This is a genomic window from Pseudomonas sp. A1230, from assembly GCF_044218825.1.
In the GTDB taxonomy this organism is placed as follows: Bacteria; Pseudomonadota; Gammaproteobacteria; order Pseudomonadales; family Pseudomonadaceae; genus Aquipseudomonas; species Aquipseudomonas iridis.
Map to the genome: position 1 here is coordinate 2,918,086 of NZ_CP162582.1, position 22,545 is coordinate 2,940,630.

The window sequence follows — 22,545 nt, forward strand, 5'->3', positions numbered from 1 at the left end:
TCGCGCCCTTAAAATCACAATGTATGGGGGATCATTTAAAACTTATAACATCATCTCCCAACCAAATATTAAGCTCCATCATGCGGGTCTGTATTGGCAGCAACTCATTTTCCATCCACACCTCAGTTGCCTCTCTAATGGACCCAAACCCCCCAGCATTCTGCGGAACAATCCCCATCAACTGCGGCGGAATCCGCAGACTCGCCAGCACGTCATCCCGCGTCTGATTCTTGATCGAATTGAATTCATCCTTCGCCGCCACCTCGCTAACGGGGATCAGCTGGATCCCGTCCTTCTTGCCTGTCGGCGAGTAGACGAACAAATTGCGGAAATTGCCTGGCCCCTTCGATTCCTTCAGTGCCTTGCGCAACGCATCAATATCCGCCTCGGTCTGCGCCGCGTCTGTCATGTACAGGATGAAACCGGCATGGCTTCCGTTCTCGTAATACTTCCGCCGAAACAACGTCGCCGACTCGTTCAACAGCGCCGACTGCAACGCACTGATCCACTCCGGCAACCCATAGATCTCCTGATGCAGATCCGCCTCACGCAAATGAAAAATGCTATCCGGCTCAAACGCATGCTCATCCTTCCACCCCCGCACCTGGTAGAACTGCCCATCCGGCCCAGCGCGCATGTACTTCGCCAATGGTGTCTCCAGCTTCCGAACCCCGCCCAACCGCGAACGCCGCCCCTCAAAATACCCATTGCCCAGGCACAGAAAATCCAGCGCGAACTGCTCAAACGAGGCCCGCGACAATAGCGGATGCGGAATAAACGTCTTGCTCAACAGATTGCGCTTGAACATCAACCCCGAATGCAAATGCACGCTCGCCCCCACCGACCGGGCCAGCCCATCCAGCGACAGAGGCGGTTCATACCACCGCCCATTGAACCAGCACTCCAAATAGTCGAAAACCTCCCGCCCCCCCAGCACCGGCGTCGGCTCGCCGAAGGAAAACACCTGCGTCTTGGTGCCGGCGGCGGATGTGGTAGTGGGCAACGTCTGGTTGGCCATTTGTTCGGTCATCAGTAAATCTCCATGCGCCCGGTGTTGGCAGTGGTCTGCCCCTCAAGCGGTTCGTGGTGCAATGCGTGAAAGAGCGCCCAGGCCAGGTCGGCGTGGCCGGTGTTGTCGTTGCGGCCGGCGGTGTAGGTGTACTGGCGTCCGCCGGCGGTGACGGTTTTGCGGATCGCCATCAGCGACTGGGCCATGTCGGTCCAGCCGGCGTCGAATTCGAGCCGGCCCTTGTGGATCACGTCGTAGGCCTTGAGTACCAGGCGGGTTTTGACTTCGGGCGAGTAGCTGAAGGTGGTCACTGCCGGGAAGAACTGGCGCACCAGCTGGGCCACGCCGCTGCCCAGACCTGTCACGTCGATCCCGATGTAGGTCACCCAGTAGCGATCGCAGACGCTCTTGATGAATGCGGCCTGCGCGGCGAAGTCCATGCCTCGGAACTGGTGGCGTTCGAGGATGCGGAACTTGCCCCCCGGCACCAGCGGCGGCGCGACCACGACCATGCCGGAGCAGTCGCCAGTCTCAGCCGGGTCGTAGCCAATCCACACTTGCCGGTCGCCGAACGGTCGCATGGCAAAGGGCTTGTAGTCCTCGGCCCATTCCACCCAACTGTCCACCATGCACGACTGCAACAGGGTCAGCGGAAAGATGCTCGCGCCGTCGTCAACGAACTCGCACATCAGCAGGTTGGCGAACGCCTCGGGGCTGTACTCACGTCGCAGTTCTTCAATGTCGAACAGGTCGCAACCGCCCCGCTCCGCGTCGAGGATCGTGACGATCTGCCGCCACAAACGATCCTCACAGAACCGCCCCTGCTGGAGCGCGCCGTGGGACACCTCCACCTTTGTGTGCTGCGCGGCCGGCTTCCCTTTGTTGAAGCGCTCGCCCGTCCAGAATGTGTAGGCCTCATGGGCCATGCTCGACGGCGTGGAAAAATAGGTCTTGCGCCACTTCTTGTGCATCGCCATGCCCGAGGCGACCTTGTTCAGCTCTTCAAACTTGAACGTCCAGAAGAACTCGTCGAAGTAGAAATTGCCGTGATAGCCCTGGGCAGTGCGGGCGTTGGTACCGAGGAAAAACAGCTCTGCGCCGTTGGGCAGAACGATGGGATCGCCAGTCAGTTCGACACCGATCACCTCGCGGCAGAACGCCTGAATGTAGCCCCGGAACAGATAGGCCTGGTTCTTCGAGGCCGACAGGAAAATCTGATTGCGGCCGGTGTCCAGCGCATCAATGAACGCCTCACGGGCGAAGTAGTAAGTCGCGCCGATCTGCCGGCTTTTGAGGATGACACGGGTGCGCTGATTGCCAGCCCGGTACCAGTCTTTCTGATAGTCGAAACAGCCATCGATGAAGGCCTCGCGCAGCAGCTCGATCTGGTCTTCATCAATCTCGTTTTTGACCGCCTTCTTCTTTGGCTCAGCGTTGCGCTTTGCCAAGTTCGGGTTGAGGTCGGTTTCGGTACCGCCTCCCTGAAAGCGCTGGATCCGCGCTTGGCGCTCCAACTGCCGGTGCAGCAGGTCGATCTCTTTGAAGTCGCCGCCGCTCTTATTGTCCTTGAGGATCAACTGCACCAACCGCGCTTCCAGTGCCCCGCCGATACGCTCGACGTTGTCGGCCCGGTCCCACTCGTCGCGGGCCTTCCAGCTGTGTAGCGTTTTTTCCTTTTCGCCCGTAGCCTCGGCAATCTCGCAGATGCGCCAACCCATCCAGTAGAGGAACTTGGATTGGCGGCGAGGATCGATGGGCAGCAGTGCGGTCGTAGTCATGGCCGCGATGCTGCCGCCCGCAACCGCGGCTCAATAGCACCGCCCCTTGTAGCTCCCGGCCTTACAGTCCCGCCTCGTTGCCGCAACTCGCGCGCGTCACGACCATGCCCCTCATCGCAACGCACTGCTCAGCCAACAGCAGGCGCCCTACGCAATGAGGATTCCCGGCATGAAGAAATTTCGCAGCAACTGGTTCCGCGTCGCCGTCGAGGGCGCTACCTCAGACAAGCGCACCATCAAACGCAGCTGGCTGGAACAGGCGGCGAAGAACTTCAACCCGTCCACCTATGGCGCCCGCATTTGGCTGGAGCATTACCGCAGCGTGCTGCCCGACAGTCCGTTCAAGGCCTACGGCGACGTGTTGGCAGTGAAGACCGAAGAAGTGGACATGAACGGCCAGAAGAAACTGGCGCTGTTCGCCCAGGTCGAGCCGACGCCTGAACTGATCGCCATGAACAAGGCGAAGCAGAAGATTTACACCTCCATCGAAATTGACGACAGCTTCTCCGATACGGGTGAGGCGTACATCGTCGGTCTGGCGGTGACCGACTCGCCTGCCAGCTTGGGTACCGACGTCCTCGCGTTCTCCGCTCAAAAACCCGAAGCCAATCCGTTCAAGGATCGCCATTACTCCGCGACCTCGATGTTCACCGAGGCGGTCGAAACTGAACTCACATTCGAAGAGATCGAGGAAAAGCCGAGCATCGGCGCCCAGCTTTTCAGCAAGGTGCAAAACCTGCTCAAAGGTAAACAGACCAAAGACGACAGCGAGTTTTCCCAGATCAGTGATGCCGTCGAAGCCGTCGCCGAACACGTCAAGGACCTACCGGACCAACTGACCGCCGAGAAGAAATTCTCCGCAGGCCTGAGTACCCGACTGGATCAATTGAGCAAGGACTTCACCGAGTTGAAGACCAAGCTCTCCACCACCCAAGACCACAACCAAAAGACGCGCCCTCCGATTACCGGCGGCGATAACTCGGTCGTGACCGACTGCTGACAGTCAGCCCCACCAAAGCCCCGAAAAACGAAGGACGATCACCATGCGTAACGACACACGAGTTCTGTTCAACGCTTACCTGCAGCAGCTTGCTCAGCTGCACGGCGTGAGCGACGTCACCACCAAATTCACCGCCGCACCGAGCGTTGCCCAGACGCTGGAAACGCGTATTCAGGAATCCAGTTCGTTCCTCAGCTCGATCAACATCTACGGCGTGTCCGAGCAGTCCGGCGAGAAGATCGGCATCGGTATCGACGGTACTATTGCCAGCACCACCGACACCACTGTGAAGGATCGCGAACCCCGTGACCCGAGCAGCCTGGACAATCGTGGGTACACCTGCACGCAAACCAACTTCGACACCGGCCTGCGTTACCAGAAGCTGGATCAGTGGGCGAAGTTCAAAGACTTCCAGGCCCGTATCCGCGACGCGATCATCAAAGCCCAAGCACTCAACCGGATCATGATCGGCTGGAACGGCACCAGCCGTGCCGCCACGTCGAACCCGGCCACCAACCCGCTGTTGCAGGACGTCAACATCGGTTGGTTGCAAAAAATGCGCACCGAAAACGAAGCCCGCGTCATGGCCGAGGTAGCCGCTGGCAGCGGCAAGATCGAGATCGGAGCTGGAAAGGACTTCGAAAACATCGACGCGCTGGTTGTCAGCATGGTCAACGAATTCATCGACCCGTGGTATCAGGAAGACACCGATCTAGTGGTCATCTGCGGCCGTCAACTGTTGGCCGACAAATACTTCCCGATCATCAACAAGACTCAGGCACCGACTGAAATGCTGGCTGCCGACATCGTCACCAGCCAAAAGCGTTTGGGCAATCTCCCGGCCGTTCGCGTGCCGCACTTCCCGCCCAACGGCCTACTGGTGACTCGCCTCGATAACCTGTCGATCTACTGGCAGGAAGGCACCCGACGCCGCACCGTCGTCGACAACGCCAAACGCGACCGCATCGAGAACTTCGAATCGGTCAACGAAAGCTACGTGATCGAAGACCTTGGCTGCGCGGCCATGGCCGAAAACATCACTCTGGCTTGAGGGTGACGACCATGACCAACCCTTGCCGTCGTCATTTTCAACGCGTCACTGCCGCCAAGGAGGCGGCAGCCGTTGAACCTACTCAAACCATGGCCGGCGCCACGGCCTACGAACATCAGCTCAACCAGCTGCTGCAAGACCGTCTGCGCCTGAAACAGGTGCAATCGAACCAAGGCAAGGCCGAACTCAAGCGTCAGCTGCTGCCCGAATACATCCCCTACGTGCAAGGCGTGTTGGACGCTGGCCAAGGCGCTCAAGACGAAGTGCTGACCACCATCATGGTCTGGCGCTTCGACGCCGGCGACTTCATCGGTGGCCTCGACATCGCGCAGTACGTCCTGCAACACAAGATGGTCATGCCGGACCGCTTCGCCCGCACGCTGGGCTGTCTGGTCGCCGAAGAAGTCGCGACCGCCGCGTTCAAGGCGCAGAAGGTGGGCGAGCCGTTCGACCTGGTCATCCTGCATCGGACCGCTGAGCTGACCGACGCCGAAGACATGCCCGACCAGGCACGCGCCAAGCTGTTCCTCGCCATGGGCCGCGCAACGCTCGAAGGCATCACCGACGAAAAGCCCGGCCAACCTGGCCAAGTGCAAGCCGGCATCGACTTGCTGAAAAAAGCCATCGACCTGCACGACGCCTGCGGTGGCAAAAAGGATCTGGAGCGGGCCGAACGCCTGCTCAACAAACTTGCTGCCGCTGGCAGCTAACCGAGCGTCCCCACGCACCCCGCCGGCTCGGGGCGGATCGGCCAGGCCGCTCCTCCTGAACGTGAAGCCCCGACCACCGGCGACCTACAACAGAGCGCAGACTCATGAGCGGATTCGTAGCGGGTGGCACCGGTGCCCCGGCCCCGAGCGGCCACATCAACACCGACCCCTTCTGGCCATCGATCGACCTCGAGGACGTGCGCGGCACTTTGCGCATCGACTCCAGCGTCACGCCGATCCGTCTGGAAACCGCGACCATCGCCGCCGCCATCAGCGTGAACCGCGAGTTCGCCACATGGCGCCGCGCCAAACAGGCCGACGGCTACGCCACTCTCGCGGACGTACCGGCCGAGCAAATCGAGGACAAATCTGAACTCGTTCACCTCTACCAACGGGCGATCTACGCCGCGACCGGCGCGGAGATCTGCGAGCGCTACCGCTCCTACGACAGCACCAACAGCGGCAACCAGAACGCCGAAGAGCTGACACCGAGCATCGACGAACTGCGCCGCGACCAGCGTTGGGCCGTGCGCGACTTCCTCGGCCTCGGCCGCACCACCGTGGAGTTGATCTGATGGCCGTCAGCATCCGCGCCCAACAAAACGACACCGTCGATGCCCTGTGCTGGCGTCACTACGGCCGCACCGCCGGTGTCACCGAAGCAGTACTCGAAGCCAACCCCGGCCTTGCCGACCATGGCCCGACCTTGCCGCAAGGCCTCCTGGTGCAAATGCCAGAAGCCCAAGCCGCCGCCCCGCAACGGCAGATGGTGAACCTATGGGACTGAACCGCCCGCACCGCGCCCTTGAACCCAACCACTCTGGATCATGGAATGAAACGCATGCCTGACCGTCCCGACACCTGGGCCTGGCTCGCCGCCTGGCTCGAACAGAACTGGCCCGCCATTTACTCCGGCCTGCTGGCTGTGATCATTGCGAGCCTTCGCGTGATCTATGGCGGCGGCACCGTGCGCCGGATGGTGATCGAGGCTCCCCTTTGCGGCGCACTCGCTCTGTCCGCCAGTCACGGGTTGTCACTGCTGGGGATTCCAGCCTCGACAGCGCCGTTCTTCGGAGGCGTCATCGGGCTGCTCGGCGTCGAGGGCACTCGCGCTGCCGCCAAGAAGATTTTCAACCGTAAGGTAGAGCAGCTATGACCACACTTCGCCACGGTGACCGCTCGCAAGCGGTACGCAATCTGCAAAAGAGCCTCAACCAACACGGCGCCAAACTGACCGTCGATGGTGATTACGGCGACGCCACGGAGAACGCAGTGCGTGCCTATCAACTCAAGGTCGGTTTGGTAGCCGATGGCGTCGCCGGCAACAAGACACTTGGCGCGCTTGCTGGCACCGACTGCCAGCAGTTGCTGAAGAACACCGACCTGGTCAACGCTGCCGAACGCCTCGGCGTGCCGCTGGCCAGCGTCTACGCGGTCAATGAAGTTGAATCGAAAGGCAGTGGCTTTCTCGATAACGGCAAACCGGTGATCCTATTCGAACGACACATCATGTATCGCCAACTGACGAAGGTCCGCCACGAAGGCGACGACCCAACCGCGCTCAAACGCCACGCTGATCAGTTGGCCGCAACCAACCCGGCCATCGTCAATCCGAGATCCGGCGGCTATGCCGGCGGCAGCGCCGAACACCAGCGCTTGGCCACTGCTCGCCTGATCGACGACACCGCCGCACTGGAATCCGCATCGTGGGGTGCGTTCCAGATCATGGGCTTTCACTGGCAGCGATTGGGCTACAGCTGCGTGCAGGACTTCGTCGCCGCCATGAGCGCAGGGGAGTCGCAGCAGTTCGACGCGTTCGTCCGTTTCATCGAAACCGACCCGGTGCTGCACAAGGCGCTGAAGGGACGCAAATGGGCTGAGTTCGCCAAGCTCTACAACGGACCGGATTACCAGCGAAACCTGTACGACATCAAACTCCAGCGCGCCTACGAACGGCACGACGGCTGCGGTTGTGGGCAGGCGGTGGCAGCATGATCGACTTCGACGCGGTACAGCGGCTGAATGTCCAGGACGGTGATCTGCTGGTAGTGCCAGAGGACAGCGATCAGCAGGACATGGTGCAACTGCGCGACGCGCTCCGCATCCAGAACCCTCAGCGCAAAGTCATCATCATTCGTGGCCCTATCCAGCACATGGAGATCGGCGACATGAATCAGCTCGGCTGGTACCGGGCGTGAGCATCCTGCGGCAGGCCTTGCTCGGCATTGCATTACTTGCAGCGCTGGGGCTGCTGATCTGGAACCAGGAGCTGCGCATCAGCGGGTCGAACAAGGGCACCCGACTGGCAGAGCAAGACGCCAGCCGCGCTCAAGAACAAGCCGAGCGCAACCTCGCGAATGCCAACGCGTTGCGCGACACCCTGCAACAGGAACGCAACGCCCAGACCACCCTGCGCGCGCAACAGGATCAGCTCAGCCAAGGCCTGGCAAAGCGCGAACTCACCATTGAGGCTCTGAAACGTGAAAACGCTGACCTACGCAATTGGGCTGCCCAGCTTTTGCCTGATACTGCTCGCCGGCTGCGCGAACGCCCCGCCCTCACCGGTGCCGACGCTTATCGTCAGTGGGTGTCCGGCCGTGGTGCCGTGCACGCTGCCGGCGACCAGCCCGCGCAGTAACGGTGATCAGCTCACCGACCTAGATCGCGTTGAGGCTGCGTGGGCAGACTGTGCGAGCCAGGTGGACATGGTTTACCAACACCAGCAGGCCCGACCATGAACAAGCCCGACAGTCTGAAAGCGCACCTGCTCGCCACCGTGGCCGAACTCAAGCACAACCCCGACCGGCTTTTGATCTTCATCGACAACGGCAAGATCCGCTGTACCGCCGCGCAGACGCTGTCGTTCGAGTACAGCTTCGACCTGCAGGTGATCCTCACAGACTTCGCCGGCCACCCCGACAGCGTCATGCTGCCACTGCTCGGCTGGTTGAGCGTCCATCAGTCCGAGTTGTTGGAGAACCTGAGCAAGGCCGCTGACGGCATCCAATTCGAGGCTGACATTCTCGACAACAGCAAAGTGGATATGAGCCTGACGCTGCCGCTGACCGAGCGTGTGGTGGTGGGCAAGGATGACCAGGGCAACACCACCGTTAGACATCCCGGCGAGCCGCAACGGGCTGCTGACTTTCTTGATCCAAACTGGATACCTGGCGCGCAGGGTACCGGTAGCGAATGGGTGCTGCCGAAATGACCAACCGACTAGAAGCGCTGGAAGACTGGGCGGCGGGATTGCTCGGGCAGCTTGAACCGGCGTCGCGCAACAGGCTGGCCCGCAGCGTTGGCCAGGCATTACGTCGCAGCCAGCAGCAACGAATAATTGCCCAGCAGAATCCGGACGGCAGCAAGTACGCGCCGCGCAAGCAACGCAATCTGCGCGGTAAACAGGGTCGAGTGAAGCGGAAAGTGAAGATGTTTCAGAAGCTGCGTATGGTCAGTTTTCTGAAAGTGCAAGGCGATGGAAACGCTATCAGTGTTGGCTTTACCGGGCGGATAGCGCGAATTGCTCGGGTGCATCAATTCGGGTTGAAAGATCGTCCAGCAAGAGGTGCGCCGGATGTTAACTATGATCGACGCGAGCTGCTTGGGTTCACAGAGGCTGATATTGATTTGATTCGAGATAGGCTGCTACTGAGTATAACGAGCAACCTATAACCTTACGGAAAAACTGACTCCACGATCAGTTCATAGTCTGTAGGGTGGATTCTTGCTTTATAGAATTCAAGCGCTTCATACCCCTCCAGCTTCGATACCTCACTCATCGTATATTTCGCCACTTCCTCGGAAAACTTCGCGCCAAAAGTAACTGATTTTATCGCATCCAACGGAAGTTCAAAAAGGTGAACTGCGCCGTCCCCGTCCCCTAAAATTTTATCTGCATCCTCTAACGGCAACATCATCCGCCACTCAGCTTCATATGCCCAATGGTCACTCTTGGTTAAAAAAATTTCTTGATCGTTAGTCTGCGTCAACATCACCGCTGGGCGTTTCTGACTGTAATCGACTTTTCGCAAATGACGAAAACTGTCTTTCGGCCCGAGTGTCCTATTGAAGAAATCACACTCCGAGTCAAATTCGATCACAAATCCCTTATGGCAATCCGCATAGTGCGCCCACATGAGAAGGTCATCATTTTTTTCAGAGAGGCACAGCACACCAATCCTTGAATTCATAGAATCAAAAATCATTTTTTGCGTTTGCGGAATCATTGCCCCAACCACTTGCATCGCAAAGGGTTCAGCACTCAGCAAAAACCTACTCATGTACCTATTGAAATATTCTTTTGTAAAACCAATTCTTGCCAATCCGGTTTGCTCATAAAGTTCCGTATGATCCTTGCTAGCTGCTTCACGTAACTTTTCCAGAAGCTCGGATGAAGTTGCGATGGTTTTAATACTAGGAAGAAATTCGAAAGGGTCATTAAATACGGCAGGTGGCGAAAATCGGATCATCCGATTAACTAAAACCCCTAGACGATCGGCACTAAAGTACTTGAATAACCGCATGCACCCTCCAGCTAAAGCAGCTCAAGACAGCATTATACTTCAAGCTGTATGACACCGTTTTACAACCAGCCGTAGCTGCACCTTCGCGCGCATGACCTCACTATCTGCGCCATGAACGACTTAGCCACCCTCGCCCGCCTGATCGAAAACCTCATCCGTCTCGGTACCATCGCCGACGTCCAGATGAAGCCCCCACGTGTGCAAGTCAAAACCGGATCGCTCACCACCGGCTGGCTCCCATGGATCGCCGCGCGCGCCGGCGCCGACCGCGAATGGAACCCGCCCACCGAAGGCGAGCAGGTCATCCTCTTCAGCCCATCCGGCCAACTCAGCAACGGCATCGTCCTGACCGGCCTGTTCAGCGACAACATCCCGGCCAACGGCGACCGGGAAGGCCTGCACCGCTGCACCTACCGCGACGGCACCGTCATCGAGTACGACAGCGTTGCGCACCACCTCAACGCGACGTTGGCCGAAGGCGGCACTACCAACTTGGTCAGCACAGGCGGCATCCACATCGTCGGCCCGATCACCCATGAAGGCGACTACACCCAGACCGGCAACCAGAACATCACCGGCATGGTCACCGTGTCCGAAGATGTCATCGCAGCCAGCATCAGTCTGGTGAAGCACCTGCACGGCAATGTCATGCCCGGCAGCGCGAAAACGGGGAAGCCGGAATGAACCGAGAAACCGGCGCCGCCCTCGGCCTGGTCGAACACATCGCCCAGTCCATCACCGATATCCTGACCACGCGCATCGGCACCCGCGTCATGCGCCGCGAATACGGCAGCCTGCTCCCCGAGTTGGTGGATCAGCCGTTTAACGACTTCACCCGGTTGCAGGTCTACGCCGCCACCGTTATGGCCCTGATGCGCTGGGAAACCCGCATCAGCCTCAGCCGTATCCAGTTCATCGGCGCAAACCTTCAGGGCCAGGCGTCGCTGGAGTTCGAAGGCACCATCGTCGATAACAATCAGCCGCTGAGCCTGAGCGTGCCTCTGCAACTGGGGGGCAGCGTATGAATACTTTCGTCGCTATCGACCTTGGCCAACTGCCAGCGCCGCAGATCGTCGAACAGATCGACTACGAACAGATCCTCGCCGAGCGTAAGGTCTACGCCGTCAGCCTCTGGCCGATCGAGGAACAACCCGAGATCGCCGCCCGGCTCAACATGGAGTCGGAGCCGCTGACCAAATTACTCGAGGAAAACGCCTACCGCGAAACTGTCTGGCGTCAGCGGGTCAACGAAGCATCCGTTGCCAATATGCTCGCCTTGGCCAAAGGCACCGACCTCGAACAGCTCGCCGCCAACTTCAACGTGAAGCGCTTGGTCATTCAAGCTGCAAACCCGACAGCCGTACCGCCCCTCCCAAAGCTGATGGAAAGCGACGACAGCCTACGCGAACGAGCGCAAATGGCATGGGAAGGCCTCAGCACCGCCGGCCCGCGCAACAGCTACATTTTTCACGCCCGGTCCGCTGACGGACAAGTCGCTGACGCCACCGCCGAAAGCCCGGCGCCGGCTGAAGCCGTGGTCACCGTGCAATCGGTGCTGGGAGACGGCACCGCCTCGCCGGCACTGCTCGACAAAGTCAAAACGTACCTCAGCGACGACGACCGCCGCCCCGTCGCGGATCGTCTCACGGTCCAGGGCGCGGAAATCATCAACTACCAGATCAAGGCCAGGATCTACCCGCTGAGCAACGGCCCCGAAACTGAATTAGTACTCGCAGCGGCCGAAGCCCAGTTGCTCCAGTTCGTGCATCAGCGTCGGCGCCTCGCATTGGAGATTTCCGAGTCCATCGTGCATGCCGCGCTGCACGTCGAGGGCGTGCGCAAAGTCGTGCTGGAAGACTGGGAAGACATCGTCGCAACCAAATACCAGGCGCCGTATTGCACGAGCGTGGAACTGACACTGGGGGTTGAGTGATGACCTACCAGCCATTGCTACCCGGCAACTCGACACCACTGGAACGCCAAGCCGCGCAGGCCTTGGCAGAAATCCAGCGCGTGCCGATTCCGTTGCGCACGCTCTACAACCCTGACCAGTGCCCCCTGTCCTTACTGCCGTATCTGGCCTGGGCGTTTTCGGTGGATCGATGGGACAGCAAATGGTCTGAAGCCGCCAAGCGTGCCGCCTGCCGGGCCGCGTATTACGTGCACTCGCACAAGGGCACCATCGGTTCACTGCGTCGAGTGGTGGAACCGCTGGGCTATCTGATCGAAGTCGCCGAGTGGTGGCAAACCGTTCCGCCCGGGACGTCCGGTACGTTTGCCTTGCGTATTGGCGTCCTCGACTCCGGCATCACCGAAGCGATGTATCAGGAACTGGTCTGGCTGATCGACGACGCCAAGCCCCTCACCCGTCACCTCACCGGCCTCGACATCATTCTTGAAACCCGACTCGACGCCTTCGTTGGCTTCGCCGTTTACGACGGCGATGAAATCGACGTGTATCCCTGGAACAACCCGGACATCGACGTCTCCGTCCGGGGTTACAGCGGCGTGAGCCTCTACACCCTCGACGAACTGGACGTGTATCCCCATGGTTGATCAGAACTCTATTTTCGGCGGCATGCTGACGACGCTGGGCGCCGCCAAGAAAACCAACTGCGACGCCCTCGGCATTCCGTGGGAGCCGCGTTACATGCTGATCGGTGATGCCAACGGCACCGACCCGGTTCCTAGTCCCACACAAACCAAGTTGATCAATCAGCGATATCGCGCCCAGCTCAATCAACTGCGCGTATCACCCACCGACGCCAACATCCTCATCGCCGAGCTGGTGTTGCCCCCGGACGTTGGCGGATGGTGGATTCGTGAATTGGCACTTGAGGACAAGGACGGGGTTTTCTCGGCAGTGGCCAACGTAGCGCCAAGCTATAAGCCCCTGCTCGCCCAAGGCTCTGGCCGCAACCAGGTGGTGAGGATGCACGTCATCACCAGCGGCACGTCGAACATTCAGCTGAAGATTGACCCATCGGTGGTGCTGGCAACCCGGGAATACGTGGATACACGCATTCTGGAAGAGCTTTACAAACTGGATAACAAGCAGTCGGTCCGGGTCGCCACCACCGCAAACATCGCGCTGTCAGGACTTCCGACTATCGATGGTGTGCAATTACTGGCCGGCGATCGGATCTTGGTGAAAAATCAGATTGCCGCCAAAGACAACGGCATTTGGGTTGCGGCCGCAGGTAACTGGCTGCGTTCGGCAGACGCCGATTCCAGCGCTGAGGTGACGTCGGCGTTGCTGGTGTCGGTCGAGCAAGGCAACACGTTGGCGGACACCCGTTGGCAGTTGATTACAGACGGGCAAATCGTCCTGGGCACCACGCCGCTGGCATTCCAGAACGTCACTTATGGTTTCGCGCCGATCAAGTCTCCGGAGTTTTTAGATAACCCAACCGCCCCGACTCCACCGCAATTCGACAGCAGCAAGAAGCTGGCCACGACTGAGTTCGTGCAACGCTGCCAAGGCAGTTATTCGGATGCGGTCAGCTACACCGGCAACACAATTCTCACCGCTGCTGATGTCGGGCGGATGGTGGCCATTGGTGGATTGACCACCGCGACGGTGACCTTGCCGGATGCTGTGGCCGTGCCGATTGGTTCCGTCATCACCGTGCTGGTGAGTACGCCCGTATCCCTGACGGTTCAGGCTAAAGCAGGTCAGTCTGTCGTCAGCCTCAACAGTGTCGCCGGTCCGTTCTCATTGCCGGCAACATCAATGGGTGTGTTCAGGAGGTTGAACGATGGCAGTGGCTGGATCATGGAAGGTGGTGACGCGGCGCTGAAATACTCGCCGCTGTTCACTGCCTTGACGTCGGATTTTGGCTGGAAGAAGTCATCGAGCGGCATAGTCATGCAGTGGGGCATGGGGACGGCGAATGCGGCAGGTACTGCGGCCGTTACGTTCCCTATCAAATTTCCGAATGCATGCTTACGGGTGTTTACAACTCCAAGAAATATGGCGGCTTACAACTCAACGGCGAGCGTTGGGGGATACACCAATCAAAGTGCCACGTTCTACACGACGTTAGCGGCATCGGGACAGGCCGGTACTGCACAACAGCTTTCTTTCGAATGGCTGGCTATCGGCTGGTAAGGGGAATCTATGTTTGCTTCAAAATCTGAACGCACTTTTTTCGATAGCAGTATTCACGACTCAATGCCCGATGACGTCGTGGAAATATCTGCTGAGGCTTATGCCGCGCTAATGGATGGCCAAGGTAAGGGCAAGGTGATTGATTGGGGCTTCGATGGTTGTCCGGTGCTAGTTGATCCACCCGCACCGCCGCCAGAATTTTTCGAAAATACTGAGCGGGCTTGGCGGGACGTACAACTGACCGTGACCGACGGCGTAGTAAGCCGCCACCGCGACGAACTGGAAGAAAGTACCGACATCACACTAACGACTGAGCAATATGCAGAACTTCAGGTGTACCGCCGAGCGCTGCGCAACTGGCCAGAATCTGGCGAGTTTCCTTTGGCAGACCATCGCCCGGAAGCACCCAGCTGGTTGAGCCAAGTAATCCAGTAACGCCATCCCGATTACCTTAATCCCTGTAGTACCGCCCTCTACAACTCCGCGCGCTCGCCCATCCGGCGCGCGCGCGGCAGCCTGTGCACTGTCATCTCATTTACTGCGCAGGCAAATCCATGGCCGATTATCTTCACGGCGTGCGGGTGCTCGAACTCAACGACGGCACCCGCCCCATTCGCACCATCCCCACCGCCGTCATCGGCATGGTCTGCACGGCCGACGATGCTGATGCGACGTTCTTTCCGTTGGACACCCCGGTACTGCTGACCAATGTGCAAATCGCCATTGCCAAGGCAGGCGTGAAGGGCACCCTCGCGGTCAGCCTGCAAGCCATTGCCGACCAAACCAAACCCTACACCATCGTGGTTCGCGTCAAGGAAGGTGCCACCGAAGCGGAAACAACCTCGGCCCTGATCGGTACCACTACTCCCGACGGCAAGTACACCGGCATGAAGGCCCTGCTCGCCGCAAAAGCCAAGGTTGGCATGGTGCCGCGTATTCTCGGTGTGCCTGGCCTCGACAGCCAACCCGTGGCCACCGCACTGGTCAGCATCGGCCAACAACTGCGCGCCTTCAATTACGTCAGTGCCTGGGACTGCAAAACCAAGGAAGAAGCCGTCGCCTATCGCGAGAACTTTGGCGCCCGCGAAGTCATGGTGATCTGGCCGGACTTCCAGAATTGGGACACCACGACCGACAAAACCGTGAAGGCCTCGGCCGTCGCCCGTGCCCTCGGATTGCGCGCCAAAATCGATCAGGAAGTGGGCTGGCACAAAACCCTGTCCAACGTCGCCGTCAACGGTGTCACCGGCATCAGCGCTGACGTGTTCTGGGATTTGCAAAACCCGGCCACCGATGCCAACTACCTCAACGGTAACGAGGTCACCACTCTGATCAACGAGAGCGGTTTCCGCTTCTGGGGCAGTCGTACTTGCAGCGACGACCCGCTGTTTGCTTTCGAGAACTACACCCGCACCGCGCAGATCCTCGCCGACACCATGGCTGAGGCGCAGATGTGGGCCATCGACAAACCCATGAACCCGTCCCTGGTGCGCGACATCATCGAGAGCAACAACGCCAAGTTCCGCGAGTTGATCGCCAACGGTTACCTGATCGGCGGTAGTTGTTGGTACCCGGAAGATGTCAACGACAAAGACACCCTCAAGGCCGGCAAGCTATACATCGACTACGACTACACCCCCGTGCCACCGCTGGAGGACCTCACCCTGCGACAGCGCATCACTGACCGCTATCTCATCAACTTCGCCGCCAAAGTAAACAGCTGAGCCGGGACTCCCCCGAGGGGGAGTCAACCCCGTGCCTAAGTACTGGAGAACACCGCCATGGCCATGCCACGCAAGCTCAAAAACCTGAATCTCTTCAACGACGCCAACAACTACGTGGGTGTGGTCAAGTCGGTCACCCTGCCCCCGCTCGGCCGCAAGATGGAAGCCTACCGGGGCGGCGGCATGAATGGCCCGGTAAAGGCTGACCTTGGCTTTTCAGACGACGGCATCCAGTTCGAATGGAAGACCGGCGGACTGGATCTGATTTCCCTCAAACAGTTTGGCGCGGTCAATGCGTCAGGCGTCGCCCTGCGTTTCGCCGGCTCTTTCCAACAGGACGACACCGGCGAAGTCAGTGCGGTGGAAGTCGTGCTGCGTGGTCGTCACGAAACCATCGAAATGGGCGACGCGCAGCCTGGTGAAGACACTGAGCACAGCATCACCACCACCTGCACTTACTACAAGCTGATCGTCGATAACGAGGAAATCATCGAGGTCGACTTGCTCAACTTCATCGAGAAGGTCAACGGCGTGGACATGCTGGAGAAACAGCGATCCGCCATCGGCCTTTGAACCACTCCCTAAAACCATTACCTGGAGCAACACATGAATACCGAAGAAACCAATAACGAAGCACTGCCGGCAGCCGATGACAACACTGTTACCCTCGACACGCCCATCACTCGCGGCAAGTCCTATCTGACCAGTCTCACCCTGCGCAAACCCTGTTCCGGCGAACTGCGCGGCGTGCACCTGGTGGACCTGCTGAACCTCGACGTTGCCGCCCTGCTCAAGGTGCTGCCACGCATCACCTCGCCGAGCATCACCGCCACCGAAGCCGCCGGCATGGACCCGGCCGACCTGCTCGCCTGCGGTAACAAGGTCGCGCATTTTTTGTTGCAGAAGTCGGTGAGGACGGACGCCTCCCTCGTTGCGTAGAGGACGCCATGGCCGATCTGGCCGTGGTTTTTCACTGGGCACCGGCTGACATGGACCAGCTGGGCCTGCAAGAGCTGATGGACTGGCGCGAGCGCGCCAGGGTGCGGAGTTCCACCGATGGCGAATGACTTAAAACTTCAGGTACTGCTCAACGCGATTGACCGGGCGAGCGGTCCCCTGAAAGCCATCGACAAGGGCAGCATCGGTGCTGCCCGCGCACTCAAGGACGCGCGCGACCGGCTCAAGGAACTCAACGCCCAACAGAAAGACGTCAGCGCCTGGCGCACCCAGCGCGCCGCCGCTGAGCAGACCGAAACCGCCCTCACCTCAGCCCGCGACAAAGTGCGCGCACTCAGCCAGCAGTTTGCCGCCACGGGCGTTCCGACCAAGGCTCTCGCCAAGGATTTTCGCACCGCCGTGCATGAGGCTCAGCGGCTCAAAGAACAGCACCAGCAGCAGTCCGAACAGTTGCAGACCTTGCGTTCGAAGCTGTACAGCGCAGGGATCAGCACCAAAGACCTCGGCACCCACGAACGCCAGTTGCGCGAGCAGATCGGCGCCACTAACGCCACGATCAGCGAACAGGGCAAACGGCTGGTCGCGCTGAATGCCCAGCAAAAACGCATGGCCGCTGAGCGCGCCAAACTGGCGAAGACGCAAAGCCTTGCCAGTGACATGGCGGTCAACGGTGCCGCCGGGCTGGGCGTGGGTTATGCGGCGAGCCGCCCGCTGGCCAAAGCCGTTGGCGCATTCGCGCCGAACGAAGACTCAGCCACGCAGCTGAAAGTATCGATGATGGACAACACCGGCAAAGTGGCCGAGGACTTCCAGAAAATCACCGACCTCGCCACCAAACTCGGCGACCGCTTGCCCGGCACCACCGCCGACTTTCAAGAAATGATGACCATGCTGCGGCGCCAAGGCCTCAGCGCGCAAAGCATTCTCGGCGGTACCGGCGAAGCCGCCGCGTACCTGGGCGTGCAATTGAAAATGCCGGTGGCCGAAGCCGCCGAGTTCGCGGCCAAGATGCAGGACGCCACGCGCACGTCCGAGAAGGACATGATGGCTCTGATGGACACCATTCAGCGCGGGTTCTACTCCGGTGTCGATTCGACCAACATGCTGCAGGGCTTCAGCAAAATTGCCCCGGTGATGGACACCATCAAGAAGTCAGGGATCGAGGCCGCCAACGAACTGGCCCCGCTGCTAATCATGATGGATCAGGCCGGCATGGAAGGCGGCGCCGCTGGTAACGCCTTCCGCAAAATCTTTCAGGCGGGCTTGAACAAGGACAAGGTCGACGACGTCAACAAGATCCGCCAGCTCAAGGGCCAGAAGATTCAATTCAGCTTCACGAACAAGGAAGGCAACTTCGCCGGGTTGGAGAACCTGTTCGCCCAGGTCGAAAAGCTCAAGGGGCTGAACGACGAAGACCGTACCGAGACCATCAAGGACCTATTCGGTGATGACTCGGAAACCATGACCACCCTGAACACCATGATGAACAAAGGGCTGGCGGGTTACAAAGAGGTGCAGCAGAAGCTCCAGAATCAAGCCGACCTGCGCACACGGGTCAATGAGCAACTCAGCACCTTGACCAACGTCATGGAAGCCGCCGAAGGCAGCTTCACCAACGCCATGGCCGAGTTCGGTGCCGCCGTCGCGCCGGAGCTGAAAGAGCTGATCAACACTCTCGGTGAAGTCGCCAACAACGTCGGCGCCTGGGCGCGGGAAAACCCCAAACTCGCCGGCGGCCTGGTCAAAGTCGTGGCGCTGGTTGCCGGTCTGTCGTTCGTGTTCGGTGGTTTGGCCATCGGCATGGCCAGCCTGCTCGGCCCGTTTGCCGTGATTCGTTACGGCATGGCGATGTTTGGCATGCAGGGTGGTGGCACGCTGAGAATCATGCAAAAGCTCGCCCCCACCATCACCGGTCTGGCCCGCAATGCACTCCCCATGCTGGGCCAAGGCCTTCGCACGCTGGCCAGCACACTCAGCGGCGCGCTGGTAACCGCCCTGCGAACCGTCAGCATTGCACTTTGGGGCCTCGCCACCAACCCGGTGGCGCTGGCCATCGGTGCCGTCGTTGCCGTGCTCGCCGGTGCGGCTTACCTGATCTACAGCAACTGGGACGCGGTGAAACTCTACTTCAGCAACGCCTGGACTGAGATCAAAGCCGGCTTCAGTGGCGGTATCGGCGGAATCCTCAACACGCTCGCCAACTTCAGCCCCATCGGCCTGATCTACCAGGCCTTCGCTGGCGTACTGAGCTACCTCGGCGTAGATCTGCCGAGCCGCTTTACCGAGTTCGGCAACATGCTGGTCAACGGCCTGGTCAACGGACTGCTCGCGGGGTTGGGGCAAATCACGAACGCCGTCAGCTCTATCGCTGATTCGGCCATCAACATGTTCAAGGAAAAGCTCGGCATCCACAGCCCGTCCCGCGTGTTCACCGCACTCGGCGGCTTCACCATGGCCGGGCTGACCCAAGGTCTGCAAGGTGGCCAGGATGGCCCGCTGGGCGCCATCACTGACATGGGCAAACAAGTCGTGTCGGCCGGGCAACGGGCGCTCGGCGCCGTGGCTGGCCCGCTCGGCGCCATCGGGCTGCCGCAGTTGCCGACCGGCGCCGCCGCATCCTCTTCAGTGTCGATCGACAACCGCGCGCCTATCAGTCCGGCACCGGCCGCAGCCTACGACAGTCACGACACCTACGAAATCAACATCCACACCACGCCCGGCATGGATGAGCGCGCCATCGCCCGCGCCGTGCGCGCCGAGCTGGCCCGTGTCTCCAGCGAAAAGAGCGCCCGCCAGCGCAGCAAACTGTCCGACCTGGAGTAACCCGCCATGATGCTTGCCCTGGGCATGTTCGTTTTCAGTCTCTCCACCGCCGCCTACCAAGAACTGCAACGCCAAACCGAATGGCGCCACGCCAGCAGCAACCGCGTCGGCGCCGCGCCGGCCCGCCAGTTCGTCGGCCGTGGTGATGACTCCATCACCCTGCCCGGCATCATCCTGCCGGAACTCGCCGGCAGCGCCCTCAGCCTCGACGCCTTGCGCTTGATGGCCAACACCGGCAAGGCGTGGCCAATGGTCGAAGGGAGCGGTCGGATTTACGGCCTGTGGATCATCGAAAGCCTGAGCGAAACCAAGACGATTTTCTTCCGCGACGGCACGCCGCGCCGCATCGAATTCACCCTCAGCCTCAAGCGCATCGATGACGACCGTATCGACCTGATCGGCGCCGGTACCAGCGCCGGCGTCAGCATCATGAGGGCGCTGCTGTGATCGACGCAGCCCTCTCCCGCGTCACCGGTTTTCTGGACAAGACCATCGAGCGCTACAAGCGCGAAGCAGCCTACCCGGTACCGGCGTTTCGCATCACCGTGGACGGCAACGACATCGCCCAACTGATCAGCCCGCGCCTGATGAGCCTCGACCTGACCGACAATCGCGGCATCGAGGCCGATCAACTGAGCATCACCCTCAGCGACCACGACGGACTGCTCGCGATCCCGCTCAAGGGCTCGGTGGTTCGGTTGTGGCTCGGCTGGAGTGATACCGGACTGGTCGACAAGGGCACTTACACCGTTGATGAAACCGAGCATTCCGGCGCTCCGGACGTGCTGAGTATCCGCGCCCGATCCGCAGATCTGCGCAAAGGCCTGAAAACCAAACGCGAGCGCAGCTGGAGCAACACCACGCTCGGTGACGTGTTGGGCGATATCGCCCTAGGCAACGGTCTGACCGCCACCATCGCCGGCGCGCTCGACGGTTTGCCTATCCTGCAACTGGACCAGGCCAACGAGTCCGACGCCAACCTGATCAGCCGTGTCGGCGAAGAGTTCGACGCCGTGGTCACAGTCAAAGCCGGTTGCCTGCTGTGTCTTCCGGCCGGCGGAGGCAAGACCGCCAGCGGCGCCGAGCTGCCCCACATCACGCTTACCCGCGCCGACGGCGACCAGCACCGCTATCTGCAAGCAGACCGTGATAGCTACGACGGCGTGCGCGCTTACTTCTACGATGTGAACAGCGCCAAGAAACAAGAAGCCATCGCCGGTGGCGGCGAAAACCTCAAGGATCTGCGCCACACCTACAGCGACCGCCAGTCTGCCCTGCGCGCTGCGCGGGCCGAGTTCAACAGGCTACAGCGAGGGAGCTCGACACTCAGCTACACCTTGGCCATGGGCCGACCGGACTTGATTCCAGAGCTGACCTATACGCTCGAAGGGGTTAAACCGGAGATTGACGAAATCATCTGGTATGGGGGGAACGTGCATCACACGCTAAGTGCGGACAATGGCTACACCGTCAGCCTAGAGCTGGAGAGCAAGCTACCGGAGGATACCGTTGAGGGCCAGGTGGAAGAGAACAAGGGGGATTTCACAGGGATCATCGCATACTACCGCGACGAGAAGATTGGGAAGGAGAAGAAGGTGACTGCTGGAGATCAGAGCAAGCCGCGACGTTTGCGTTGGTTATACGCCACCGAAAAAACAGCAAAACGGGCGGTTGAGCGAGAGTTGAAGCGGTTACAGAAAGGCTGACAATGCTTGCGATGATTCGAAGCCCTTTTGTTTGATATCATGAGGCCACCCCAATCTGACGAGCATAGTGGAAATGCAATTTGAGAACATCAGCCTAGAACATTTAGACCGGTTTGATCATGTGAAAGAGATGGACGATAAAAGCCAAAAATTTTGGCTACAGAAGGAAAAAATATTCTGGGATGACATCTTAAATATACTACGAAGCAATGGAGTTTTAAATAATGAGCGCAGCGTAGTAGAAAGCTACCTTAGAACAATCAACGGAATGCTTGTAAACGCCAACGACATCACCTCACTCCAACTATTTCAAGATACACAACCACTACCATTCCATGACGAACACCCACATGCCGAACACATGATCGAGTTCGCCAAAAACAATCAATTTCAGACTGCTCGATACCTATTTCAGTCACTAATCCTACAGCAATCAACCCTATACATAAACAAGTACAAGTCCGAACTAAAGCACCTCGAAGAACAGCTTAAAAACACCATAACGTCAGAACATGAAACGTACACATCATCACTCACCGAGAATAGAAAATCATTCAATATTTTTGCTGAGACCACAAAAAAAGATGTTCAAGACAACCTCAAAGAACAACTGGAACTCGCTACCACCGAAATATCCAACACCGTAACCGCTGCTACCAATGCAATCCTTTCAGCCGAACCAGTTAAATACTGGGAAGAGCGAGAGAAAAAACACAGAACAAAAGCTCGCTCCTATCGTAAAGGAGTCATAACAGCATCTCTATTTTTCGTTTCCATATTAGTATTCCTAACCTTTTCCGTTTATAAAAACGGAGAAACCTACAACATATACGGAATACCACTTACATTACCCGTAGAAAAATTCAGCATTGCTCTTTTGATCATATGCACAACAGCGGCAATTTGGCTTATTAGAATACTTGTCAAACTAATGATGACCAATCTCGCACTAGAAATAGAAGCTCTAGAGCGCTCCACCATGATTAAAACATATATAGCAATGGACAGCACAAAAGCTGAACAAGCCGCAGAAATCCGAATGCTATTTTATACAACCTTGTTCAGACCCTCCAGCAACAGCCTAACTGACGATTCAACCTCCCCAGAATATATTAGAATTATTGAAGCGATGCTTCAGAAAAAGTGACAGCTA

The 22,545-nt window shown here is 59.0% G+C and carries 28 protein-coding genes and 1 pseudogene; 26 read left to right on the forward strand and 3 right to left on the reverse strand.

The genetic code is table 11. From position 1 onward, the window contains the following. Nucleotides 1-31: 31 nt before the first annotated feature. Together AB4P97_RS13675 and AB4P97_RS13680 are read right to left on the reverse strand one after the other, a co-directional pair. Nucleotides 32-1,030: a phage portal protein gene (locus tag AB4P97_RS13675; RefSeq protein WP_395602841.1), complete on the reverse strand. Its 999-nt coding sequence runs from the start codon at nucleotides 1,028-1,030 to the stop codon at nucleotides 32-34. After that, nucleotides 1,030-2,787: a terminase ATPase subunit family protein gene (locus AB4P97_RS13680; protein ID WP_395602842.1), complete on the reverse strand. Its 1,758-nt coding sequence runs from the start codon at nucleotides 2,785-2,787 to the stop codon at nucleotides 1,030-1,032. Before AB4P97_RS13680 ends, AB4P97_RS13675 begins: the two co-directional genes overlap by 1 nt. Nucleotides 2,788-2,956: 169 nt before the next feature. On the opposite strand from AB4P97_RS13680, the gene AB4P97_RS13685 reads away from it, so the two are divergent. The 12 genes and pseudogenes from AB4P97_RS13685 (at nucleotide 2,957) to AB4P97_RS13740 (ending at nucleotide 9,220) form a co-directional block, all read left to right on the forward strand. Next, nucleotides 2,957-3,787: a GPO family capsid scaffolding protein gene (locus AB4P97_RS13685; protein WP_395602843.1), complete on the forward strand. Its 831-nt coding sequence runs from the start codon at nucleotides 2,957-2,959 to the stop codon at nucleotides 3,785-3,787. Between the two features lie 43 nt (nucleotides 3,788-3,830). Beyond that, nucleotides 3,831-4,838: a phage major capsid protein, P2 family gene (locus AB4P97_RS13690; protein ID WP_086793274.1), complete on the forward strand. Its 1,008-nt coding sequence runs from the start codon at nucleotides 3,831-3,833 to the stop codon at nucleotides 4,836-4,838. A gap of 11 nt (nucleotides 4,839-4,849) precedes the next feature. Next, entirely contained in the window at nucleotides 4,850-5,548 is a 699-nt protein-coding gene (locus AB4P97_RS13695) for a terminase endonuclease subunit (protein ID WP_395602844.1), read from the forward strand. 104 nt (nucleotides 5,549-5,652) lie between these two features. After that, nucleotides 5,653-6,123, forward strand: a complete 471-nt coding sequence (locus tag AB4P97_RS13700; protein WP_395602845.1) for a head completion/stabilization protein — start codon at nucleotides 5,653-5,655, stop codon at nucleotides 6,121-6,123. Next, a complete protein-coding gene (locus tag AB4P97_RS13705) occupies nucleotides 6,123-6,335 on the forward strand; it encodes a tail protein X (RefSeq protein WP_160769727.1) in 213 nt (70 codons plus the stop codon). The genes AB4P97_RS13700 and AB4P97_RS13705 overlap by 1 nt, the downstream gene beginning before the upstream one ends. Before the next feature lie 45 nt (nucleotides 6,336-6,380). After that, nucleotides 6,381-6,704, forward strand: a complete 324-nt coding sequence (locus AB4P97_RS13710; protein ID WP_197047888.1) for a phage holin, lambda family — start codon at nucleotides 6,381-6,383, stop codon at nucleotides 6,702-6,704. Further along, entirely contained in the window at nucleotides 6,701-7,543 is an 843-nt protein-coding gene (locus AB4P97_RS13715) for an N-acetylmuramidase domain-containing protein (RefSeq protein ID WP_395602846.1), read from the forward strand. Before AB4P97_RS13710 ends, AB4P97_RS13715 begins: the two co-directional genes overlap by 4 nt. Then, entirely contained in the window at nucleotides 7,540-7,746 is a 207-nt protein-coding gene (locus tag AB4P97_RS13720) for a hypothetical protein (RefSeq protein ID WP_395602847.1), read from the forward strand. The genes AB4P97_RS13715 and AB4P97_RS13720 overlap by 4 nt, the downstream gene beginning before the upstream one ends. Continuing rightward, on the forward strand, nucleotides 7,743-8,186 hold the full coding sequence (gene lysB, locus AB4P97_RS13725; protein WP_395602848.1) for an Rz-like lysis system protein LysB: 444 nt from the start codon (nucleotides 7,743-7,745) through the stop codon (nucleotides 8,184-8,186). The genes AB4P97_RS13720 and lysB overlap by 4 nt, the downstream gene beginning before the upstream one ends. Further along, a pseudogene (gene lysC / locus AB4P97_RS13730) lies at nucleotides 8,104-8,286 on the forward strand (Rz1-like lysis system protein LysC); the annotation flags it as partial. The gene lysB and the pseudogene lysC, both read left to right, overlap by 83 nt. After that, nucleotides 8,283-8,759, forward strand: a complete 477-nt coding sequence (locus tag AB4P97_RS13735; RefSeq protein ID WP_258448579.1) for a phage tail protein — start codon at nucleotides 8,283-8,285, stop codon at nucleotides 8,757-8,759. The pseudogene lysC and the gene AB4P97_RS13735, both read left to right, overlap by 4 nt. Next, on the forward strand, nucleotides 8,756-9,220 hold the full coding sequence (locus AB4P97_RS13740; protein ID WP_395602849.1) for a phage virion morphogenesis protein: 465 nt from the start codon (nucleotides 8,756-8,758) through the stop codon (nucleotides 9,218-9,220). The genes AB4P97_RS13735 and AB4P97_RS13740 overlap by 4 nt, the downstream gene beginning before the upstream one ends. Nucleotides 9,221-9,222: 2 nt before the next feature. Here AB4P97_RS13740 and AB4P97_RS13745 read toward each other — a convergent pair whose 3' ends face one another. Next, on the reverse strand, nucleotides 9,223-10,071 hold the full coding sequence (locus tag AB4P97_RS13745; protein ID WP_395602850.1) for a DUF2971 domain-containing protein: 849 nt from the start codon (nucleotides 10,069-10,071) through the stop codon (nucleotides 9,223-9,225). 111 nt (nucleotides 10,072-10,182) lie between these two features. On the opposite strand from AB4P97_RS13745, the gene AB4P97_RS13750 reads away from it, so the two are divergent. The 14 genes from AB4P97_RS13750 to AB4P97_RS13815 all read left to right on the forward strand — a co-directional run bounded on the left by AB4P97_RS13750 (nucleotide 10,183) and on the right by AB4P97_RS13815 (nucleotide 22,539). Continuing rightward, a complete protein-coding gene (locus tag AB4P97_RS13750; RefSeq protein ID WP_395602851.1) occupies nucleotides 10,183-10,755 on the forward strand; it encodes a phage baseplate assembly protein V in 573 nt (190 codons plus the stop codon). Next, the gene (locus AB4P97_RS13755; RefSeq protein WP_115989328.1) at nucleotides 10,752-11,096 is read left to right on the forward strand and encodes a GPW/gp25 family protein; all 345 of its coding nucleotides are present in this window, start codon (nucleotides 10,752-10,754) and stop codon (nucleotides 11,094-11,096) included. Before AB4P97_RS13750 ends, AB4P97_RS13755 begins: the two co-directional genes overlap by 4 nt. Further along, on the forward strand, nucleotides 11,093-12,004 hold the full coding sequence (locus AB4P97_RS13760; protein ID WP_395602852.1) for a baseplate J/gp47 family protein: 912 nt from the start codon (nucleotides 11,093-11,095) through the stop codon (nucleotides 12,002-12,004). The genes AB4P97_RS13755 and AB4P97_RS13760 overlap by 4 nt, the downstream gene beginning before the upstream one ends. Next, nucleotides 12,004-12,627 carry a phage tail protein I gene (locus tag AB4P97_RS13765; protein ID WP_395602853.1) on the forward strand — a complete coding sequence of 208 codons (624 nt, stop codon included), beginning with the start codon at nucleotides 12,004-12,006 and terminating at the stop codon, nucleotides 12,625-12,627. The genes AB4P97_RS13760 and AB4P97_RS13765 overlap by 1 nt, the downstream gene beginning before the upstream one ends. After that, entirely contained in the window at nucleotides 12,620-14,182 is a 1,563-nt protein-coding gene (locus tag AB4P97_RS13770) for a phage tail protein (RefSeq protein WP_395602854.1), read from the forward strand. The genes AB4P97_RS13765 and AB4P97_RS13770 overlap by 8 nt, the downstream gene beginning before the upstream one ends. Nucleotides 14,183-14,191: 9 nt before the next feature. Further along, nucleotides 14,192-14,617 (forward strand): phage tail assembly chaperone, encoded by a 426-nt coding sequence (locus AB4P97_RS13775; RefSeq protein WP_395602855.1) that lies wholly within the window; start codon nucleotides 14,192-14,194, stop codon nucleotides 14,615-14,617. Nucleotides 14,618-14,736: 119 nt separating this feature from the next. Next, nucleotides 14,737-15,906 carry a phage tail sheath protein gene (locus tag AB4P97_RS13780; protein ID WP_395602856.1) on the forward strand — a complete coding sequence of 390 codons (1,170 nt, stop codon included), beginning with the start codon at nucleotides 14,737-14,739 and terminating at the stop codon, nucleotides 15,904-15,906. A 57-nt stretch (nucleotides 15,907-15,963) separates the two neighbouring features. After that, nucleotides 15,964-16,479: a phage major tail tube protein gene (locus AB4P97_RS13785; protein WP_395602857.1), complete on the forward strand. Its 516-nt coding sequence runs from the start codon at nucleotides 15,964-15,966 to the stop codon at nucleotides 16,477-16,479. A 33-nt stretch (nucleotides 16,480-16,512) separates the two neighbouring features. After that, nucleotides 16,513-16,845, forward strand: coding sequence for a phage tail assembly protein (locus tag AB4P97_RS13790; RefSeq protein WP_395602858.1), 333 nt, complete (start codon nucleotides 16,513-16,515; stop codon nucleotides 16,843-16,845). 8 nt (nucleotides 16,846-16,853) lie between these two features. After that, nucleotides 16,854-16,973, forward strand: a complete 120-nt coding sequence (locus AB4P97_RS13795; RefSeq protein WP_041752072.1) for a GpE family phage tail protein — start codon at nucleotides 16,854-16,856, stop codon at nucleotides 16,971-16,973. Continuing rightward, on the forward strand, nucleotides 16,963-19,686 hold the full coding sequence (locus AB4P97_RS13800) for a phage tail tape measure protein (RefSeq protein ID WP_395602859.1): 2,724 nt from the start codon (nucleotides 16,963-16,965) through the stop codon (nucleotides 19,684-19,686). Before AB4P97_RS13795 ends, AB4P97_RS13800 begins: the two co-directional genes overlap by 11 nt. Nucleotides 19,687-19,692: 6 nt before the next feature. Beyond that, complete coding sequence (locus AB4P97_RS13805) at nucleotides 19,693-20,133, forward strand: phage tail protein (protein WP_150694807.1); 441 nt, start codon at nucleotides 19,693-19,695, stop codon at nucleotides 20,131-20,133. After that, the gene (locus AB4P97_RS13810; protein WP_395602860.1) at nucleotides 20,130-21,392 is read left to right on the forward strand and encodes a phage late control D family protein; all 1,263 of its coding nucleotides are present in this window, start codon (nucleotides 20,130-20,132) and stop codon (nucleotides 21,390-21,392) included. The genes AB4P97_RS13805 and AB4P97_RS13810 overlap by 4 nt, the downstream gene beginning before the upstream one ends. A 73-nt stretch (nucleotides 21,393-21,465) precedes the next feature. Further along, nucleotides 21,466-22,539, forward strand: a complete 1,074-nt coding sequence (locus AB4P97_RS13815; RefSeq protein WP_395602861.1) for a DUF6161 domain-containing protein — start codon at nucleotides 21,466-21,468, stop codon at nucleotides 22,537-22,539. Nucleotides 22,540-22,545 lie beyond the last annotated feature (6 nt).

Excerpts from the sequence above, each read along its gene's own strand:
- AB4P97_RS13675 (WP_395602841.1), bottom strand. The coding sequence starts at position 1,030 with ATGACCGAACAAATGGCCAACCAGACGTTGCCCACTACCACATCCGCC.
- AB4P97_RS13680 (WP_395602842.1), bottom strand. The coding sequence starts at position 2,787 with ATGACTACGACCGCACTGCTGCCCATCGATCCTCGCCGCCAATCCAAG.
- AB4P97_RS13685 (WP_395602843.1), top strand. The coding sequence starts at position 2,957 with ATGAAGAAATTTCGCAGCAACTGGTTCCGCGTCGCCGTCGAGGGCGCT.
- AB4P97_RS13690 (WP_086793274.1), top strand. The coding sequence starts at position 3,831 with ATGCGTAACGACACACGAGTTCTGTTCAACGCTTACCTGCAGCAGCTT.
- AB4P97_RS13695 (WP_395602844.1), top strand. The coding sequence starts at position 4,850 with ATGACCAACCCTTGCCGTCGTCATTTTCAACGCGTCACTGCCGCCAAG.
- AB4P97_RS13700 (WP_395602845.1), top strand. The coding sequence starts at position 5,653 with ATGAGCGGATTCGTAGCGGGTGGCACCGGTGCCCCGGCCCCGAGCGGC.
- AB4P97_RS13705 (WP_160769727.1), top strand. The coding sequence starts at position 6,123 with ATGGCCGTCAGCATCCGCGCCCAACAAAACGACACCGTCGATGCCCTG.
- AB4P97_RS13710 (WP_197047888.1), top strand. The coding sequence starts at position 6,381 with ATGAAACGCATGCCTGACCGTCCCGACACCTGGGCCTGGCTCGCCGCC.
- AB4P97_RS13715 (WP_395602846.1), top strand. The coding sequence starts at position 6,701 with ATGACCACACTTCGCCACGGTGACCGCTCGCAAGCGGTACGCAATCTG.
- AB4P97_RS13720 (WP_395602847.1), top strand. The coding sequence starts at position 7,540 with ATGATCGACTTCGACGCGGTACAGCGGCTGAATGTCCAGGACGGTGAT.
- AB4P97_RS13735 (WP_258448579.1), top strand. The coding sequence starts at position 8,283 with ATGAACAAGCCCGACAGTCTGAAAGCGCACCTGCTCGCCACCGTGGCC.
- AB4P97_RS13740 (WP_395602849.1), top strand. The coding sequence starts at position 8,756 with ATGACCAACCGACTAGAAGCGCTGGAAGACTGGGCGGCGGGATTGCTC.
- AB4P97_RS13745 (WP_395602850.1), bottom strand. The coding sequence starts at position 10,071 with ATGCGGTTATTCAAGTACTTTAGTGCCGATCGTCTAGGGGTTTTAGTT.
- AB4P97_RS13750 (WP_395602851.1), top strand. The coding sequence starts at position 10,183 with ATGAACGACTTAGCCACCCTCGCCCGCCTGATCGAAAACCTCATCCGT.
- AB4P97_RS13755 (WP_115989328.1), top strand. The coding sequence starts at position 10,752 with ATGAACCGAGAAACCGGCGCCGCCCTCGGCCTGGTCGAACACATCGCC.
- AB4P97_RS13760 (WP_395602852.1), top strand. The coding sequence starts at position 11,093 with ATGAATACTTTCGTCGCTATCGACCTTGGCCAACTGCCAGCGCCGCAG.
- AB4P97_RS13765 (WP_395602853.1), top strand. The coding sequence starts at position 12,004 with ATGACCTACCAGCCATTGCTACCCGGCAACTCGACACCACTGGAACGC.
- AB4P97_RS13770 (WP_395602854.1), top strand. The coding sequence starts at position 12,620 with ATGGTTGATCAGAACTCTATTTTCGGCGGCATGCTGACGACGCTGGGC.
- AB4P97_RS13775 (WP_395602855.1), top strand. The coding sequence starts at position 14,192 with ATGTTTGCTTCAAAATCTGAACGCACTTTTTTCGATAGCAGTATTCAC.
- AB4P97_RS13780 (WP_395602856.1), top strand. The coding sequence starts at position 14,737 with ATGGCCGATTATCTTCACGGCGTGCGGGTGCTCGAACTCAACGACGGC.
- AB4P97_RS13785 (WP_395602857.1), top strand. The coding sequence starts at position 15,964 with ATGGCCATGCCACGCAAGCTCAAAAACCTGAATCTCTTCAACGACGCC.
- AB4P97_RS13790 (WP_395602858.1), top strand. The coding sequence starts at position 16,513 with ATGAATACCGAAGAAACCAATAACGAAGCACTGCCGGCAGCCGATGAC.
- AB4P97_RS13795 (WP_041752072.1), top strand. The coding sequence starts at position 16,854 with ATGGCCGATCTGGCCGTGGTTTTTCACTGGGCACCGGCTGACATGGAC.
- AB4P97_RS13800 (WP_395602859.1), top strand. The coding sequence starts at position 16,963 with ATGGCGAATGACTTAAAACTTCAGGTACTGCTCAACGCGATTGACCGG.
- AB4P97_RS13805 (WP_150694807.1), top strand. The coding sequence starts at position 19,693 with ATGATGCTTGCCCTGGGCATGTTCGTTTTCAGTCTCTCCACCGCCGCC.
- AB4P97_RS13815 (WP_395602861.1), top strand. The coding sequence starts at position 21,466 with ATGCAATTTGAGAACATCAGCCTAGAACATTTAGACCGGTTTGATCAT.